Genomic DNA, 17,888 nt, shown 5'->3' with positions numbered 1-17,888 from the left:
ATGACAGCTATTATATTGATATCTTCTCAAGCATTGCCTATGGCGCAATTGTTGCAGAAGGAGTTTGGTAATTGTACCGTTTTTTCACAGAAAGAACTTGACGGGTGCACTCAGGTACAGTCATACAGTGATTTTGTGGCGGCTTCGTTTACTGATTATGACAGGTTCCTGTTTATTGGTGCTATGGGGATATGTGTCCGTTGCATAGCGCCATGCGTTTCCAATAAGTATGACGACCCTGCTGTGGTATGTGTTGACAGCACAGGTCAGTTTGCCATTCCTGTGCTATCCGGTCATGTAGGAGGAGCTAATGAATGGGCTAAACAGATTTCGTCCATTCTCGGTGCGCAGGCTGTTATTACTACTCAGAGCGACTGTAATGGTGTGTGGGCTTTGGACTTGTTGGCTTCAAAGTTCGGATGGCAGACAGATTTCTCGCATGATGAGCTTAACAAGGCAATAGCATGTTTTGTAAACCAGGGTAGAGTAGTACTCTTGCTTGATATTAAGGATAAGGGTACAGCATGGATGGAACGTACATTGCCTTCTTATGTAAAGGTTTATTACCATTATAATGATATTCCTTTCGATGAAACAGAACTTCTGATAGCTGTCACTCCGTACGAATATGAATGTCCGGTACAGGCTTTGTACTATCGTCCTCAGGTTTTGCATCTGGGAGTTGGATGCAGGAAACAGTGTGTGCCCGACGGAGTACCTGAGTATATAGAAGATTACCTGATATCACAGCATCTTTCGCCTTTGTCACTTGCAACTATCAGTACAATAGAATTGAAAAAAGACGAACCGTTGCTTGCTGCATTGCATGATAAATGGAAGCATGCTAATGTCCGAATATACTCTCAGGAAGAACTGAGCGGTATTGAAGTTCCTAATCCGTCGCAGAAAGTACACGATGTGACAGGTGTTTATGGAGTAGCAGAGAGTGTTGCTTCCAAGAGCAGTGAACACGGAAAGTGGCTGATTGAAAAGCAGAAAGGAGAGCTTACACCTGATTCCAACTTTACTTTTGCTGTAACTCTTGATGCCAATGCTGTCCGTGGTGGACATATAGAGATCGTCGGTGCCGGTCCGGGAGATCCTGAACTGATTTCCGTGAGAGGAAAACACATGCTTGAAAAGGCTGATCTGGTGTTGTATGCGGGAAGTCTTGTACCTCGTGAACTGACTTATTATGCCAAGGAAGGTGCGGTAGTACGTAGCTCGGCTAATATGGACCTTCAGGAACAGTTTGCCTTGATGAAGGAATTCTATGACAAAGGTCTGTTCGTAGTACGCCTTCACACAGGTGACCCATGTATATACGGTGCCATACAGGAACAGATGGCATTTTTCGATGAGTATAGTATGAGTTATCATATCACTCCGGGTATATCCTCATTCCAAGCTGCGGCAGCTGCTTTGCGTTCGCAGTTCACTATACCTGAAAAAGTTCAGAGCATCATACTTACACGCGGGGAAGGACGAACTCCGATGCCGGAGAAAGAACAGTTGCACAAACTCGCACAGTCACAGAGTACTATGTGTATATACCTCAGTGCATCAATCGTAGAAGATGTACAAAGAGAACTCTTACAGGCATATCCGCCTGAGACTCCTGTAGCGGCTTGCTATAAACTTACATGGAAAGAGGAAAAGATTTACAGGGGAGTATTGAAGGATTTGGCTCGTATAGTACGTGAGAATAACCTTACACTTACAACCCTGCTTGTAGTAGGTGATGCTATAGACAACCGTAAGGGACTTTCCCGTTTGTATGCTTCCGACTTTAAACATTTATTCAGACCATGATACTTGTATTGGGTGGTACAACAGAAGGCAGACTTGCCGTGAAAGTGCTTGATGAGGCCGGCAAGTCTTATTTTTATTCTACTCGCGGGGAGTTGCAGCAGGTGAGTTGCCGCAACGGAGAGCGTGTGACCGGTGGAATGGATGAACAGAAGATGGAAGAATTCTGTTGTTCTAACGGAATACGGTTATTGGTAGATGCCGCCCATCCATTTGCTGTTCAGTTGCATAAGACTGTAGAGCAGGTAAGCAGAAAACTGAATCTGAATGTTGTCCGTTTCGAACGTAAATACCCTCCACGGACTGAGAATGTAATTTGGTGTAAAGACTATAATGATGCTGTCCTCCGTTTGAAGGAGGACGGTATTTCACGTCTGTTGGCACTGACTGGGGTGCAGACTATCGGTAGATTGCGTGATTTTTGGTCTGATGAAAACTTGAAACCTGAATGTTGGTTCCGTATTCTTGACAGAGAGGAGTCTTTGTCGTTAGCCATAGGGCAGGGATTTGATGCAAGCCGATTGGTCTATTATCACGAAGGTGAACCTGAGGCGCAACTTATGGAGAAGATAAAGCCTCAGGCGGTATTGACAAAAGAAAGCGGAGAAAGCGGAGGTTTTGTAGAAAAGCTGGATGCTGCCCGTAGTCTGGGTATTCCGGTTTATGCCGTATGCCGTCCTTCATTGCCTGACAGTTTTATTACAGTTACAGGCATACACGGACTCCGTAAGGCTGTAGAACGTCTGTTGCCTGATTTCTATCCGTTGCGTAGCGGCTATACAACCGGAGCATGTGCCACTGCAGCATCTAAGGCAGCACTGATAAAGTTGCTTACCGGTGAGTCATTTCCCGAAGTGAGTTTTCATATTCCGGACGGAGAGGAATTGTCCTTGCCTGTCGAATCTGTCTGTCAGAATGATACTTCATCGGCTACTGCTACTGTTGTAAAAGATGCGGGAGACGATCCTGATGTAACAAACAACAGAGTTATAGAAGTAAAAGTTTCTTACTCAGAACAACCTGGAATACATTTTCTTCAGGGTAAAGGTGTAGGAGTAGTTACTCTTCCTGGTTTGGGGCTTCCTGTTGGAGAACCTGCTATAAATAATACTCCACGACAGATGATAATACGAGAATTGTCAGAGTTATATAGTGGTGGACTTGATGTCACTATATCTGTACCAGGAGGAGAGGAACTTGCTCTCAAGACATTCAATCCTAAACTTGGAATAGTGGGAGGTATCTCCATTATAGGTACTTCAGGGATTGTACGGCCTTTCTCGTCGGAAGCGTTTGTCGATGCTATCCGTCGCGAAATAGAGGTTTGTCAGGCAATAGGAGCGGAGCGTCTTGTAATAAACTCCGGAGCCAAGAGTGAGAAATACGTAAAGCGTGAATATCCGGATTTGCCGCCACAGGCTTTTGTCCATTACGGTAATTATATAGGTGACACTCTCAAGATAGCCGATGAACTGAAAATAAGTAAAGTGACAATGGGTATAATGCTTGGAAAGGCTGTAAAACTTGCTGAAGGTCACCTGAATACATATAGCAAGCAGGTTATTATGAACAAAGAGTTCCTAATTGAGCTGGCAAAGAAATGTGGCTGCTCTCGGGAAGCCTTTAACGTGATTTCCGATATGACATTGGCAAGAGAACTATGGACGAGCCTGTCGGAATCTGATGCATCACTCTTTTTCCCGGCACTCCTGAATGAATGTATGAAACATTGTTCTGCATTGCTTACCGATACAGAACTCACCTTGATGCTTATTGATGAGGATGGAAACATTGCCTGTCGTCTAACTGGACAAGGTAGAAAGTAGGTTGTGTACAGACTGAAGCAAATCTTCTATACTTGATGTCTGTTCTGTTTTGCCATTAGTATGGTGTATATTGAAATATTCCTCAGTCACTTCGATATACCAGTCGGAACTATTCTCTCTGTCTGCATTTATGCCGTGTCGCGCAAGAGCCTTCTGTGCCATAGTATATCTGTTACCTTCACCAATGAGTCGTGTTGATACAGTAGCCTGTTTCGATATACGGAACAGACCGCTTTCCATATCGAATCTGATACCTTTTCTCAGGAAAAAATGGCTTAGGCTGCCGTTTAGCGACAAGTCCTCTGGTGTTCCTGTACGGACACCCTCCTCACGGTTCATAAGCCAAACTTTATCTGCAATCTGCAGTGCCAGTTCCAAATCGTGTGTTGAAAGGAAAATGGTACGGTTGCCCGAATGTGATAAGCGGTGCAGCAATTGCATAATCTCCACCTTGCTAGGGAAGTCAAGAAAGGCAGTGGGCTCGTCAAGGAAGATAATGTCTGTTTCCTGTGCAAGAGCTTTTGCAATCATGGCTTTCTGTCTTTCACCGTCACTAAGCTGATGTACCATCTGGTATCTCAGATGTTCTATATTTACGAGCTTAATAGAATTGTCAATCACCTCTTTGTCATGCTTGCTCAATCGTCCCCAGAAACCGGTGTAAGGGCTGCGTCCCATTCCTACAAGCTCTTCTACTGTCATGTTTCTCAGTTCGCATTTCTCTGTAAGCACAACACCTATAATGCCGGCAAGCTCTTTGTCGGTATAATCGGACAGTGCTCTTCCCCTTATGATGATTTCTCCTCCCAATGGGGCCTGAAATCCGGATAGGGTACGAAGCAGTGTGGATTTTCCGATGCCGTTTGCGCCAAGCAGACATGTCAGCTCTCCGCTTCTGATAGTGGCATTTATGTCGGAGGCAACGGTTTTCTTGTTTCCTCTTTCCTTGTAGCCGATAGTGAGATGATTGATATGTATATGATTGTTTTCCATTACTCGTTAATGTCGTTACGTCGTTTGTTGAACAATACTGATATGACCACCGGTGCGCCGACAAGTGCTGTTACAGAATTGACCGGAAGCGCTCCTTCAAAACCCGGCATTCGTGCGATAAGGTTGCATACCAAAGCCATGGCTCCTCCCATCAGTAAGGATGCCGGCATCAGGATACGGTGGTCCGATGTGCGGAACATTGTACGGCACAAATGCGGAACTGCCAGTCCAAGGAATATGATTGGTCCGCAATATGCTGTGACAATTGCCACCAATACACCTGAACAGGTAATGACCTGCAGTCTGGCTCTTTTGATGTTAAGTCCCAGATTTCGTGCGTATGCATCACCAAGCAACAACAGATTTAAAGTCTTAACCAGCAGGAAAGAAACAGGCAACAGCACAAGCATTATTGAAACAAACAATGTCATCTGATTACCTGAAACTCTTGCAAAACTGCCCAATCCCCAAATGACGTATGCACGAATATCTTCTTCTACACTGAAATATTTCAGAACACCGATTACGGCGTTTGCCACATAGCCTATCATGACACCTATAATCAGCAATGTCACGTTTCCTTTCACCTTTTGCGATACGAAAACTATCAGTGCCATAATGGATAGCGAACCAATGATAGCCGATATGGTCAGTGCTATTTCGCCCATAATTCCTACCTTGCTCAGTGCTACACCGCCCAATGTGCCAGATAGCAATACCACAAATGCTACTCCCATGCTTGCTCCCGAACTGATACCCAATACGGAAGGGCCTGCCAGCGGGTTACGGAATACAGTCTGCATCTGCAGTCCGCTGACGGACAGTCCGGCTCCTGCCACCAAGGCGGTCAATGCCTGTGGAACTCTGGATTTCCATATTATATTCTGCCATATCTCATTTCCATTGTAGTCTCCCCAAAGGATATGCCATACATCCTTAAACGGAATCTGTACAGATCCTAAAATGATATTCAACAGGAAGAAAATGAAAATCAGTATTACAATGAATAACATATATAGTGCTACCGGACGTTTCATGCTTGTGGTATGGTTATTATTTTAAAAGTTCATAATAGCGTGGAGAGTGGTCTGGCAATAACTGCGGGTGGAAAATAGCTATAAGATCTGCCAGAACTATTTCCGGTTCAACAGGCATGCTTTCGTAGAACGGCTTTTCACTCATATTGCAATATATCACATGTTTTTTCTTGAATGCCTGAAAGTCGGCATATCTGATGTCTTCGGCTTGCAGGGTGTTATATGAAAAATCACCTTTGTAGCTGTTCACTATCCTCCAGTAGTCGGCATACGCAGCCTGGCTGTAAACTGTTTCAAAATCGAGAGACACTCCTCCTGAGCGTACATCATCTTTAAGGAAGTAATCGGCACCTGCATCCTTGAAAAGCTGTGCAAGGAAACTCTTTCCGCCTACAGCATACCAGTTGCCTCCTCTGAGTTCGCCGCTGAATACCACAGGTCGTTTTTTCACTTCCGATGTGAGTTTTGTCAGTTCCAGATAACGGTTTTCTATTTCCGAGAACACTTTATTGGCCTTCTCTTCTTCACCTATCAGCAATCCGACGAACTTGATCCATTCGGCCTGTCCCAGCGGAGTCATTTCCTTATACCCCAAATGTGGAATCAGCGGTATTCCTACTTCTGTCAGTGCATCATAGCCGCCACGCTTGAATGGAGAAATCAATATAATGTCGGGATTGATACCCATAATTATCTCATTGTCAAAGTTACCTTCTATACCTATTTTGTGGGTTTTCCCCTCATCCAGTCTTTTCTGCATTTCAGGATTGAACAGATGGCGTGTGCTTGTAATACCCACAACGGCATCAAGTTCTGACAGTTTTATAAAATTTGAAAGCTGTAACGAGGTCATACAGATAGTGCTTCTCACAGGTGTTTCTATTGTTGTATAACCTTCCGGAATATCTTTGGCCTTTACTCCTCTGGGCTTCAATGCGTAATGATATGTTTCTCCGCCATCTTCTTTTTGAGGATCTTTGATGTCTAGCAGGCAATAGCCTTTATCGGTGTAAGTGACTTGAAATCCTTTTGCATATTTGGGGACAATAGAAACGTTTCTGCCTGTAGTGGTTAAGGTACTGTCTGTGTTTGTGCCGTTATCAGTGTTTGAACTCTTTCTTGCTTTGCAACCAAACAGTATTGGTATTAACAGGCATATCAGCCAAATGGTATGTTTCATGTTCTATTTTTTGTGTATTATTTTCTAGCTATACAAATAGCTGTTTCTTAAATGGAAAATCTTTATTCTGTTCATATACTGAACAGAAAACTTTACTGCAAAGTTAAAGAATATAATTAAAATCATGCTCTATATAATTACTTTTTGTCATACTATAACAATCTATAGTATTGTCAGTTTTCCAGAAATGCGGGATAATAGTATATTTGCGAAGTTTTTTTATTCACGAATTATTGTATTTTTATGAAATTGAAATCTTTTCTTGTTTCCTGCTGTATAGCTTTGAGTGGCATGTACTTGCCTGTATATGCACAATCCGAAGGAAATTTTGTACACGAAGATATGTTGCAGAATCTTCAGAATGGCGATAAAGCAGCCCTTCTGATGGTACATTTTGGTACTACACATGATGATACACGTGCCGTTACTATTGATGCAATCAATCAGAAAGCCAAGGATGAATTTCCTCAGTTGGATTTCCGCGAGGCTTATACGTCGCGTATCATAATGCGAAAGCTGTCCAAGCGTGGAGTACGCAAACTGAATCCTGTTGAGGCTTTGGCCCAGCTGAAAGCGGAAGGATATACACATGTAATAGTCCAATCTACAAATATAATAGATGGTATTGAAATGGAATCGCTGCGTAAGGATATAGACATGATGAAGCCACTCTTTAAGGAAATACGTCTTGGAATGCCGTTACTTTACAGTCCGGAGGATTATAAACAGGTAATAGACTGTCTGAAAGAAAAGAGTAAGGAGAAAACATTCACGATATTGGTTGGTCATGGAACATATACGCCTGCAACCGCCCAGTATGCTATGCTTGACTATATGTTACAGACTGAAGGATATTCGGATTTTGCAGTCGGTACAGTGGAAGGTTATCCCACTTTTGACAATGCCATCGGTAAACTGAAAGGACAAAAGAAAATAAAACAAGTTCAGTTGCTTCCGTTCATGTTTGTAGCCGGCGATCATGCCAAAAACGACATTGCGGTAGATATGAAAGAAGTTTTGGAAAAAGAAGGATATGAAGTTACGGCATTGATGGAAGGCTTGGGTGAACAGCCAGCAATTCAACAGATTTATATAGACCATATCCGTTTTATCATCAAACATAAACAGATTGATATCGTACAGAAAAAGATAAACTATGCAAATGGTAAGGAGCTATAAAGCTTTTGTAAAATGAACTGTCATTTGAAATGAAACGCCCTGTCATTTTACTTTAAATGACAGGGCGTTTCATAAAGGTCTTTAATTGATGTTTTTCTGTAAATAATAATTACTGCCCTACAGTAAGCATGAGCCCAACACCTCTTACTGTCTTGATCTCTATCTGAGGGTCGTTTTCGAACAGCTTTCGCAATTTTGTGATGAACACATCAAGACTTCTCGAAGCGAAATAATCATCATTCTTGTCCCAGCAGCGGCTTAGGATGACTTCTCTTCTTACCACTTCGCCTTTGTTTTCTGCAAGCAGTTGCAGAACCTGTGCCTCTCTTGCAGTCAGTGTAGTGTTATTGCCAGATTCATTGTTGTGCAGCGTAGCGTGTCCTGCATCAAGAGTATATTTTCCGAACTTGCACATTCCGCTTTCATCGCGTGTTTTCGAGCCTTCCTTCATTTTCAGAATAGCGTGCAGATGGGCATCCAGTTCGTCAGGGATGAACGGTTTCTTAACGTAGTTGTTCACACCTATGTCATAACCTTTTCTGACGTCCTTTGGCGATGTAAGTGCAGAGGCAAAAAGGATAGGGGTGTCGCCGTCAGTCTCCCTGATATGGCGTACCATTTCGAAACCATCCATAACCGGCATGTCTATATCCGATATGATGATGTCAGGATGATGTTCCTCCCAAGCCTGCAAGCCTTCCTTGCCATTGAATGCGGTGATTACCTCATATCCGCCAATTATATCCTGTAGTCCGCTTTGGACTATGTATGAAAGATTCTTGTCGTCTTCTACTAATAACAGTTTTATCATTGTTCTTCTCGTTTTTCTACACAAAGGTATTCAAAATATCGTATTGTCTGTGTGTTTGTAAAATAAAAATTGAGTAAAAGTAAAAATATGATTTAGTCATTGTGGCAGTTGAACAATAACAGTTCGTATATCTCCTTTGCCTCCTGCTCTTTCAGACTCCTTATGGCGAACGATGTTCCATTGGTGGAAATTACCAGTTTCACTCTGTGATAATATGGTGTGAAAGGAGTGGAAACTATACGTACTACCTCTATATCCTCATACTTCACATAATTATAGATCTCGGCAAACTTTCCGTTGCTTATTTCCATATAGTCCTCTTTGAGTGTGATATAGCTTTTGCGTACCGCAAAAAGCCCCTTGGCCAGCGAAACCAGCATATAAGCTATGGGAGCGAAAAGCCAGATGTACTGTCCGTAATAGCACAAGACTATGGCTAGCGCCAGCGAAATCAGAATATCGAATCTTATGGTATAGCCAAGCAGACCATAACCGGAACGGGCAGAAATGACAGTGGGCGAGGATGTATAGTCTTTCCCAAGCCACCAACTCAGGAAGTTTCCGTCATGCGACGAACCGTAAATCTTTACGTCGGCACCTTTCTTTTCGTCTGTAGCATTTAGCGCCTGCCTGACCATTATAGTGCAGCATCCCAACCAGTTTTCAATGATATTCCTTTTCACGTAAAGCGTACATACCTTGTCGAATGAGAAGCGGCTGCTGTTGCGCGTAATCAGTCCACTTTCGAAAAAAAGCTGTTTTTCGCCCATACGTATATCCATATTGAAGTATTGCAGGAAAACCTTTCCCAACCACAGAATCAGTATTACTAAGTACAATATCACGATGACCGTTAATACAGCTGTAACAGAGAATGCGGAAGAATCGGCATGTGTCTCTACATAGTCAATGAAATAATTTGCGGCTTTGTCGTTGACGGAAGTTATCTGATTGTACAGCGTGGCAAGCACACCGAACAGCACAGCCATGCCTTTCAGGTGATTCTGGCAGAGAGCACCTTTAATCAGATTCAGGTTACTTACTTTCAGTTTCACGGTCTTGTTGTTTGCTGTAGCCACTTGTTCCGTAGCTTCAGTCTCTTGCACTTCCTCCTGCATATTTTCCTGAGTCTCCACACGGCTTAACAGAGCATCCCAGTCGTCATCGTCAAGGATGAGTTCTATCTCTTCAGTACGTGATGCAAGCGTGTCGAACGAGATGCCTTTCATATCAAGCATACGATAGATGAGACCACTCTTGGTACGTAAAGACTGAATCTTATTCAGAGGGATGCTTGTCCTTTCATGCTGTATTACACCATGGATAAAAATCAGATTACCGTCCTCGACGTAATATTTCTTGAAGTAGAAGCTCAGGAATGCGGTTATCAGCGATATAGCAATGAATCCTGCCAGATAGGACAGAAGCATTATTATGTATTCCATGACAGAAGTCTCATCGGACGAATCGAATATCCTGACAGCGAAAAGTATCAGGATAAGACTTGCATAGCTTCGCAGAGCCTTCACGAAGAAAATGACGAAAGCACTTTTGCTCATCCTGCGTGGTATTGAGAAATCATTTATTTTCATTTCTGATACTTTCTGTTATAAGTGCCTTAATATCGTTTGCTTTCTCTTCAGTCAGTCCCGGAATGCTGGTTGCTTCAAGCATCTGCGCACCGTTTACGATGTCGATGGCATAAAGCCCGAAAATACGTGTTATCGGGTTCTGGCGTACGCTGACCTGTTGTATCTTACAGAAAGGAATCGTAATTACAGAAGGGAATATGATTCCCGAACGGTACGTGATGTCATGCTCGCGGATGGCAAATCCTTTGTAGGCGTATGCCTTTGGAAGTAGAAAAAGATTTACAATCATAGCTATCAGAAAAGCACATTCGATGCCGATTGTAGTTGCCACACGACAGGTGAACTCATCTGCCAGAAGGAGCAGAAGTGTGAGTCCCATAAAGATGATATAAACCAGTACTGTTTTTACTATCTGCACTTTCAGGTATTTCTTTTCCAGCGGAGTATAACTGAGGTTCTCCACCTTGTCTATGTTATCAAAGTTCAATTGTCTGTTTGTCATATTATTATTGATTTTGGTTTATTCCTCACTGTCTGTCAGAGGCAAATATATTATAAATTCGGTAAACTCACCCTCAATGCTGGTAACAAATATCTTCCCGTGATGTGCCTTTACCACCTGATCGACAAAGCTCAGCCCGAGTCCGAAACCCGACGCACCGTTTTTGCAGCTACGCTTTATAGCTGATGCGCGTTCGAACTTCTGGAATATTAGATGAATGTCTTTTTCTGAGATACCGAATCCGTTGTCGCGTATCTTCAGCATTGTGTATCTGTCGTCCTGAGCAGTGCTTATTCTTATCTTCACGCTCTCACCCGAATATTTTATGGAATTGTCTATCAGGTTGCTTAGTACCTCTTCCAGATATTCAGCATCGGCATAGGCAGTTTCGGCTTTTATATCTGTAATGAAATTCACCGTCTTTTGCGATTTTGCCTTGAATCTCTCCGTCAGTTTGTCTATTATAGGAGTAAGCTCAACTTCTGTTCTGTTCATCTCCAGTTTATGGTTTTCCAGCTTGGATATGGTCAGCACTTTATTTGTAAGGGTAAGCAGATGGTCTGCTTCGTTCTCGGCAATGTCGAAGTATTTGTCCTTCATTTCCTGCCTGTTGTCCAGCTTACCGCTTCTGAGGAATTTCAGTGCCATGATGATGGATGTGAGCGGTGTTTTCATGTCGTGTATCATGGCATATGAGAAGTCTTCGCGAATTTGGAAAATCTTTTCGAAGCGTGAAATGAATCTTACCTGATAGCTGATGCAGACGATAACGAGCAGCATTATGATGAATGTACCGGCAAGCATCAGGCCCATACGCTCTAAGAAAGTCTTATTAGGATTGGTTATGATGAGCTGGACAACCTGGGTATAGTCTGAACGGATTGGAAAGTATTTGGGTTTGATTGCCATAAAGGACGGTTCTTTTTGGGGTCCGATACCGTTTAGTTTTTCTCCTGTTCTTAAATTTATAATGTCTATATAATATTGGTTTCCTAATCCATTTTGTATTAGTAATTCTGCAGTAATGGAATCAAGATTGTGTAACGACATCGGATATCCCATGTCTGAAAGACGTTCATAAAAATAGGTCATAGGGGGAATTGTGTCGTTTGTAGGACCACTCTTTATTGCTGTACCTTTGGGAGTTTGTCCGAATCTCATATTCCCCTCTTCTTCCAAGGCTTTTTCAATGGTTGCATAACCTTCATTCTTAATGTCGTTTTTTATCAGTTCATACGAATTGTATATCCATATCATCTGCAAAGCCATAGCTCCGATAAGTCCTACGACAGACAGTATGGTGATGAATAATATGTTTTTCTTACGTTTTGAAGTCTTCATATATGATATTATATGACATTTATAATGTTTTTCAATGCAAATATAATATTATGATTGCTAATATAAACCGTAAATCGAAGTATTAACCTAAAGATAACATAAGGATTACAAATGATTTGATTGTATCACATTATATTTGCAGTGTGATAAAGAATATAATGAAAAATGCAATAGATATGAAAGCGTTTAAGAAATATTTTAGTGGACAGTCATCCGGAAAAGGAACATTAATTTCGTACGGAAGAGGGTCTGAAGGGGAGGAAGTTATGATAGACTTCACAGAACCTAAACGAATAAATCTAAAAGCAATAGTGGTATTCATTATTATCCTGCCAGTGATGATGTGGCTGTTTTCTGCTATTTATGGAACTGAAAGTCTGAATGTAACATCAGAGAATTATTTCAGTAAAGGCAGGTATGTCGTATTTTCCAGTGTGCTTTGTGGTATTTTATTGAACTGGTTAATTCAGGCCGTCGTTTATATTATAATCAATCCTCGGTCATATGGAGAATTTGCAGTAATACATAACAAGCGTAATCATACCATACGTTTCTTTTATAAAGGAGATGTGAGGATAATTCATTTCCGTATAGCTAATATCCTTGCACATTGTGTATGCGGATATATCCCTTTGCTGTTAGGTTTTATAATAGGTGATATTTCTATATGTTACTTTGGCCTTTTATCAATAATGTTCTTCTTTGATGAAACCAGTATTGTATGGAGACTGCGCCATTACAGCGGACAGGCTTTGTGCAGGTATAAGGCAGATAGATAATAACTATCCTAGATTATGACAGAGAGTTTATTACTCTATATGAATCTACGCTCAAAACAGATTGTGCGCTTACTTGCAGGCATCGGACCGTTCCGGTGTCTGTTTCTTATCGGTATTGCTGCCATACTGTTTTATGCTTTTACGAAAGTAATGAGTGTATGGATATTGCCAGTATGTTATCTGCTTATACTTTGGCTGTATCATAACAATAGAAAAGATAAGGAGTTCTTGTCTTTGCAGGTGCATGGAATAAAGGGATTGTTTACGGCAGAATATTTATTGCTCGGATTACCGTTTATTATTTCAGGTATTATTGCTGCAAATTACATTTCTTTACCGGTTATCATACTGATTGCGGTAGTTATGCCGTGGATTCACCCTGTAAGGTTTCATTCTATAGTTCTGCCTATACCCTTATTATACAATGGGGATTTGTTGTATAGAAGGATGTTCCGAAAACAAGTATCACTGTATGCGGTATTGCTCTTACTGTCTTTCATGGGAGTACTGCATGACAATATCAATCTCTGTAAAGTATGCCTAATATTGTGGGGAGCTATTCAGGGAACGGCATATATGGTGACGCCACCGAAGCATGAACTCTCTGTCTATAACAGTTTCGGAATGTATCAGCTGATACTGGTAAAATCAGGGCTGAGGAATATCTTTATAACCATATTACCGTTCATTGTACTTATGCTTATGCTGATACACGATACAGAAACTATACTTTTCTGTCTTGTATTGTTTTCTTCTACATTGTTATACCAGTGGAATATGGGCATGGCAAGATTCTCTTTTGAGACACAAACAGTAATGGGAATATACTGGCTGCTTTTCCCGTTGCCGCTGTATTTAGTTTCGATTATAACCCCAGTCGTACTGATACTTTATTTGGCTTTGAATATAGGCCTTACACTTTCTGTAAAGAAAAAATATAAACATATATGGAACTGATATATATAAAAGAATTGACTAAGGCATACGGTAAGACGAGAGTGCTTGACAAGCTTTCCGTTTCTTACAAATCTGGGAAAATCTACGGACTGGTGGGAGAAAACGGAGCCGGGAAAACTACACTCTTCAATTGCATTATGGGAGTAACCGATTACGACGGTGAAATAAGGAAATCATCCAAGAAGGCCGTTGGCTATATGCCTGCTGAAAGCTTCTTTTACTCGCTTATCACAGGAAAGGAGTATCTTGAGTTCTGTATTAAGGCAAAAGGTAAGAAGATAGATGCTAAAGCCATAGATTCCTTGAATAAAATCTTTCAACTGCCACTGGAAAGATTCGCTTCGGACTATTCTACCGGGATGAAGAAGAAGCTTGCACTGATGTCCCTGCTCCTTCAGGAAAATGACCTGTACATTCTTGACGAACCTTTCAATGGGGTAGATCTTTACGGATGTATCCAACTTAAAAGAATCATACGTGAACTGAAGGACAAAGGGAAGACTGTAATAATATCATCGCATCTTATCAATACGTTACATGAACTGTGTGATGAGATTGATTTTCTGGATGGTCATACCATTCGGAAAAGATATATTCAGGCATCAATTGATGAGATTGAGCAGGATATTCTTAACAGGAAGTATTAACCTAAAGATAACGTAGTGATAACATAAACTCTTGCTCCTTACACATACCTTTGCAATATAAGTATAATGTAATATTTTATAGCCTATGAAAAAAGTTCTTATAAATACGGTCGTATATTTTATTGTGGATTATTGGTAGGTGCTGCAATTGGAATGCTTATAATGTCGTATTATCTTATATGTAATAGTACAGACGGTGTCTGTAACCTGACATTTTTTCTTTCCCTCTTGTCGAAAATGACTGTCACAGAAGTGCAGAATTCCAAACGAGGACTGAAGTATTCCGTCCAACCCGGACAGGTGGACAGTTCCATGCTGGTGTTGGCCAAGGAATGGAACATCGGTCGCAAGGCGGTATTCCGCCTGTTGGAGGATTTCTCGGAACGTGGACTTATTAATATCGATTCCAATCCCATGACATCCATTTTGGATATGGTGTGCGTGAAGTCATGGATGACAGCAGGAAAACTTGTAGAAAATCCGACATATCGCCAGACAGTCAAGGCTTACGAAGGAGTAAGGATATTCCTTTTTAACGGACAAAAGCTGGAGACATTGCGCCGTAGTTCGCCAAGGAAAAAAACAGCAAAACCGGTGGATGGAACCGATAACCTGATGTCCATAAAACCGACTGTCTCCAATCCTGTTGTAACAGGAACTACAAGTACAGTATCAACGGCTGACAAAAACAGAGAAGAAAATACTTTCATGGAAGCTGACAATATACCTGTTTTAGTAAACGGTGATGCATTGCCCGATTCACAAGATGGATACCAGTGTAGGAATGAAGCGGCAGGAATGGAGAGTGATAGCATTTAAGAGGGATATTTTTTAGGGCTGGCAAGTTAATGTTTTCGTCCACGAAAACTATGCCGTCAATGGCAACCTGTCCACCCCGGGTATGGAAAGCCACAGATTCAGCCCTAAAAAATAGGATGGGTTAACAGATAAAAGAAAATGGACATGACATATCAGGAAAACAGGAACAAGGGAGGGCGTCCCAAGGCCGTAAAAGGCAAAGCTCGGACAAAGACCATATCCACAAGACTCACGCTTGCCGAATGGAAAACGGTCATGAAACGGATAAACGATGCGGGCAGGAAGCCGTCCCACTTCCTGCGTGAGCTATTACTGCACGGCAAGGTTGAGGCGGCAAGAACACAGGAGGACAGGCAGCAGATAAGGATGCTGGAAGGTGGGTGCAACAATCTGAATCAGTTGGCGAAGCTGGCACACCAACAGGGTTTCTCATTTGCGAAAACTAAAATCATGAGATTGTTGGACGAGTTCAATAAAATCATCGAGAGGATATGATGGGCGATTTGAAGAAACGTGCGAGTTTCGCCAGAGTGGTTAATTACGTGAACAACCTAAAAAAGGCAAGGCTTATCGACAGCAAAGATGTGAGGCTGGACGACAACGCCGCCATCGCAAGAAGTATGCAGGGACAATCGGATGACAAGCCTGGACTTAAACTGAAAAATCCGGTTTATCATATCTCATTGGATTTTGCTCACGAAGATACGCCCAAACTGACGGATGACCTGATGGTGGAAATCGCACGTGAGTATATGCAGCGCATGGGAATAAAGAACACCCAATACATAGTATGCCGTCATACCGACAAGGAGCACCAGCATCTGCACATTGTAGCCAACAGGGTGGACAACAACGGGAACACCATCAGTGACTGCAACGATGATGTGCGCAATGTGAAGGTATGCAAGGCTCTCACAAGGGAATACGGACTGCACTTCTCCAAAGGCAAGATGAATGTGAAACGTGACCGCCTGCGTGGAAAAGACAAAGTGAAATACCAAATCTATGATGCCGTCAAAGCAACCTTGCCCCATTGTAACAGCTGGTCGGATTTGTGCGACAGATTGTCAAAACAAGGCATAGGGGTATATTTCAAGTTTGACAGACGTAATGGCAAAATCATGGGCGTATCGTTCACCAAAAATGAAATTTCATTCAGCGGTTCACGGATAGACCGAAGTATGAGCTTTTATAAACTGGACAAGCTGTTTGGAAACCGTATTGCCGAAGGGATGGAATGGAAGCCCGGTGTGTCATACAATGGAACTGAAAAGCAGGTACAACCAATTAGGGAAGATATGGCTACCGGTAACACCATAGCAAATCCTTTTATAACCCAGCCATCATCAATCGGAATGGACTCGGACGGCAGCATTGGCGGTTCTTCTGAATCCGGCTCAAATATCGTTCAAGTGACCATCGGGGTACTCATGGAGTTGTGCGTTCAGCCACAGCAAGCCAAGGTTTCATCCGGTGGAGGCGGTGGGGGAAATGAAAGTGGATGGGGTGAAAATGACAACGAAAAGGATAAACATAAACCAAGAAGGAGAAGAAGATGAAAGACGAAATGCAGAATCTCATAGACCTCATAGGGGCATTGGCTGAGGACATCGAGGCCGTCAAGACGAAGTTGGACACAAAAGACGCTTCAGACAAGGACGAGGCGGTGAAAAGGCTGGCGGTGAAGCTGGAGCCTGTCATACGTTTCTTTGGCGGCAACACGCCGACGAATATCGATGAGATTTTCAAGAGCAAGGACGCCATAGAGGACTACAAAAAATCCTTGGGCGACGAAATGGTTGTCAGTTGGCTGGCATACACCAAAGCCGACGAGAAGGATATGCGCAAACGCGGCATACCGACCACGAAAGACCTCTTATCAGACATACGCAAGATACTGGCGGAGCATATAGATGAAGGCAAGCGGATTACGGGAAACGGACAGCAAAGCCAACGACGGACAGATGGATTTATGCGCCCGTTAAAATTCAGTTCCATATCCAAGCGGATAAAATCCTTATGGAGCAAAATCCCCTATGGAGATGGTACAAGAACCCTTACGCATGGACTGTCATCATTTGTACACTCGTGTTCTTTGCGCTGTTTGTCATCAGTTGGATGCAATGGCGTGAATACCGAATGGAAAACAGACGGTTGAGAGCGGTTGCGGACAAATACGAAGTGACTACGAATATGATCAATGAATTATACCCGGAACTGGCCGTGACTGTCGGTGCATACGAAAAACTGGTGGAAACGGTTGGCGTGGATTCCACGTTGACGGTATTCAGAAAACAACTCAAAACTGTCAAAAAGACATCGTACATAAATAATTTAATTAAGAAGTGCCCAAGAGGGGGGCAGTGAAGCTTTGAGTAAAATATCTTCCCATGAGAAAATTATTATACTGAATTTT

The 17,888-nt window shown here is 42.3% G+C and carries 17 protein-coding genes; 10 read left to right on the top strand and 7 right to left on the bottom strand.

Annotation, left to right across the window (positions count from 1 at the left end):
* Window positions 1-1,812, top strand: coding sequence for a precorrin-4 C(11)-methyltransferase (cobM, locus tag Q0486_RS12795; RefSeq protein ID WP_299234182.1), 1,812 nt, complete (start codon window positions 1-3; stop codon window positions 1,810-1,812).
* Window positions 1,809-3,635: a cobalt-precorrin-5B (C(1))-methyltransferase CbiD gene (gene cbiD, locus Q0486_RS12790; RefSeq protein WP_299233992.1), complete on the top strand. Its 1,827-nt coding sequence runs from the start codon at window positions 1,809-1,811 to the stop codon at window positions 3,633-3,635. The genes cobM and cbiD overlap by 4 nt, the downstream gene beginning before the upstream one ends.
* Here cbiD and Q0486_RS12785 read toward each other — a convergent pair.
* From Q0486_RS12785 to Q0486_RS12775, 3 genes are read right to left on the bottom strand one after another with little or no spacing between them, the layout of a single operon-like run.
* The gene (locus Q0486_RS12785) at window positions 3,612-4,628 is read right to left on the bottom strand and encodes an ABC transporter ATP-binding protein (protein ID WP_299233989.1); all 1,017 of its coding nucleotides are present in this window, start codon (window positions 4,626-4,628) and stop codon (window positions 3,612-3,614) included. The genes cbiD and Q0486_RS12785 overlap by 24 nt on opposite strands.
* The gene (locus Q0486_RS12780; protein ID WP_287679293.1) at window positions 4,628-5,665 is read right to left on the bottom strand and encodes an iron ABC transporter permease; all 1,038 of its coding nucleotides are present in this window, start codon (window positions 5,663-5,665) and stop codon (window positions 4,628-4,630) included. The genes Q0486_RS12785 and Q0486_RS12780 overlap by 1 nt, the downstream gene beginning before the upstream one ends.
* Before the next feature lie 16 nt (window positions 5,666-5,681).
* Window positions 5,682-6,845 (bottom strand): ABC transporter substrate-binding protein, encoded by a 1,164-nt coding sequence (locus Q0486_RS12775; protein WP_299233984.1) that lies wholly within the window; start codon window positions 6,843-6,845, stop codon window positions 5,682-5,684.
* Window positions 6,846-7,136: 291 nt separating this feature from the next.
* Between Q0486_RS12775 and Q0486_RS12770 the strand changes: the two genes are divergently transcribed.
* Window positions 7,137-8,024, top strand: coding sequence for a sirohydrochlorin cobaltochelatase (locus Q0486_RS12770; RefSeq protein ID WP_299234179.1), 888 nt, complete (start codon window positions 7,137-7,139; stop codon window positions 8,022-8,024).
* Between the two features lie 109 nt (window positions 8,025-8,133).
* On the opposite strand, the gene Q0486_RS12765 is transcribed toward Q0486_RS12770, so the two are convergent.
* From Q0486_RS12765 to Q0486_RS12750, 4 genes are all read right to left on the bottom strand, one after another.
* Entirely contained in the window at window positions 8,134-8,835 is a 702-nt protein-coding gene (locus Q0486_RS12765; RefSeq protein WP_299233981.1) for a response regulator transcription factor, read from the bottom strand.
* A gap of 92 nt (window positions 8,836-8,927) precedes the next feature.
* The gene (locus tag Q0486_RS12760) at window positions 8,928-10,427 is read right to left on the bottom strand and encodes a PH domain-containing protein (protein ID WP_299233978.1); all 1,500 of its coding nucleotides are present in this window, start codon (window positions 10,425-10,427) and stop codon (window positions 8,928-8,930) included.
* A complete protein-coding gene (locus tag Q0486_RS12755; RefSeq protein ID WP_299233975.1) occupies window positions 10,414-10,929 on the bottom strand; it encodes a PH domain-containing protein in 516 nt (171 codons plus the stop codon). Before Q0486_RS12755 ends, Q0486_RS12760 begins: the two co-directional genes overlap by 14 nt.
* Before the next feature lie 18 nt (window positions 10,930-10,947).
* Window positions 10,948-12,270: a HAMP domain-containing sensor histidine kinase gene (locus tag Q0486_RS12750; protein ID WP_299233972.1), complete on the bottom strand. Its 1,323-nt coding sequence runs from the start codon at window positions 12,268-12,270 to the stop codon at window positions 10,948-10,950.
* Between the two features lie 176 nt (window positions 12,271-12,446).
* Here Q0486_RS12750 and Q0486_RS12745 point away from each other — a divergent pair, with 176 nt between their 5' ends.
* The 7 genes from Q0486_RS12745 to Q0486_RS12715 all read left to right on the top strand — a co-directional run bounded on the left by Q0486_RS12745 (window position 12,447) and on the right by Q0486_RS12715 (window position 17,630).
* The gene (locus tag Q0486_RS12745; RefSeq protein WP_299233970.1) at window positions 12,447-13,049 is read left to right on the top strand and encodes a hypothetical protein; all 603 of its coding nucleotides are present in this window, start codon (window positions 12,447-12,449) and stop codon (window positions 13,047-13,049) included.
* A 15-nt stretch (window positions 13,050-13,064) separates the two neighbouring features.
* On the top strand, window positions 13,065-14,006 hold the full coding sequence (locus Q0486_RS12740) for a hypothetical protein (RefSeq protein WP_299233968.1): 942 nt from the start codon (window positions 13,065-13,067) through the stop codon (window positions 14,004-14,006).
* The gene (locus Q0486_RS12735; RefSeq protein WP_299233966.1) at window positions 13,997-14,653 is read left to right on the top strand and encodes an ABC transporter ATP-binding protein; all 657 of its coding nucleotides are present in this window, start codon (window positions 13,997-13,999) and stop codon (window positions 14,651-14,653) included. Before Q0486_RS12740 ends, Q0486_RS12735 begins: the two co-directional genes overlap by 10 nt.
* Before the next feature lie 237 nt (window positions 14,654-14,890).
* Window positions 14,891-15,472, top strand: coding sequence for a hypothetical protein (locus tag Q0486_RS12730; protein ID WP_299233964.1), 582 nt, complete (start codon window positions 14,891-14,893; stop codon window positions 15,470-15,472).
* A gap of 144 nt (window positions 15,473-15,616) precedes the next feature.
* Entirely contained in the window at window positions 15,617-15,967 is a 351-nt protein-coding gene (gene mobC, locus Q0486_RS12725; RefSeq protein ID WP_299233960.1) for a plasmid mobilization relaxosome protein MobC, read from the top strand.
* Window positions 15,964-17,031, top strand: coding sequence for a relaxase/mobilization nuclease domain-containing protein (locus tag Q0486_RS12720; protein WP_299233957.1), 1,068 nt, complete (start codon window positions 15,964-15,966; stop codon window positions 17,029-17,031). The genes mobC and Q0486_RS12720 overlap by 4 nt, the downstream gene beginning before the upstream one ends.
* Window positions 17,028-17,630, top strand: a complete 603-nt coding sequence (locus Q0486_RS12715; RefSeq protein WP_299233954.1) for a hypothetical protein — start codon at window positions 17,028-17,030, stop codon at window positions 17,628-17,630. The genes Q0486_RS12720 and Q0486_RS12715 overlap by 4 nt, the downstream gene beginning before the upstream one ends.
* Window positions 17,631-17,888: the final 258 nt, after the last annotated feature.

Source organism: uncultured Bacteroides sp., from assembly GCF_937912035.1.
Lineage (GTDB): Bacteria > Bacteroidota > Bacteroidia > Bacteroidales > Bacteroidaceae > Phocaeicola.
The sequence above is the reverse complement of the archived record's forward strand: the minus strand, read 5'-3'. Positions and strand labels throughout refer to the sequence as shown.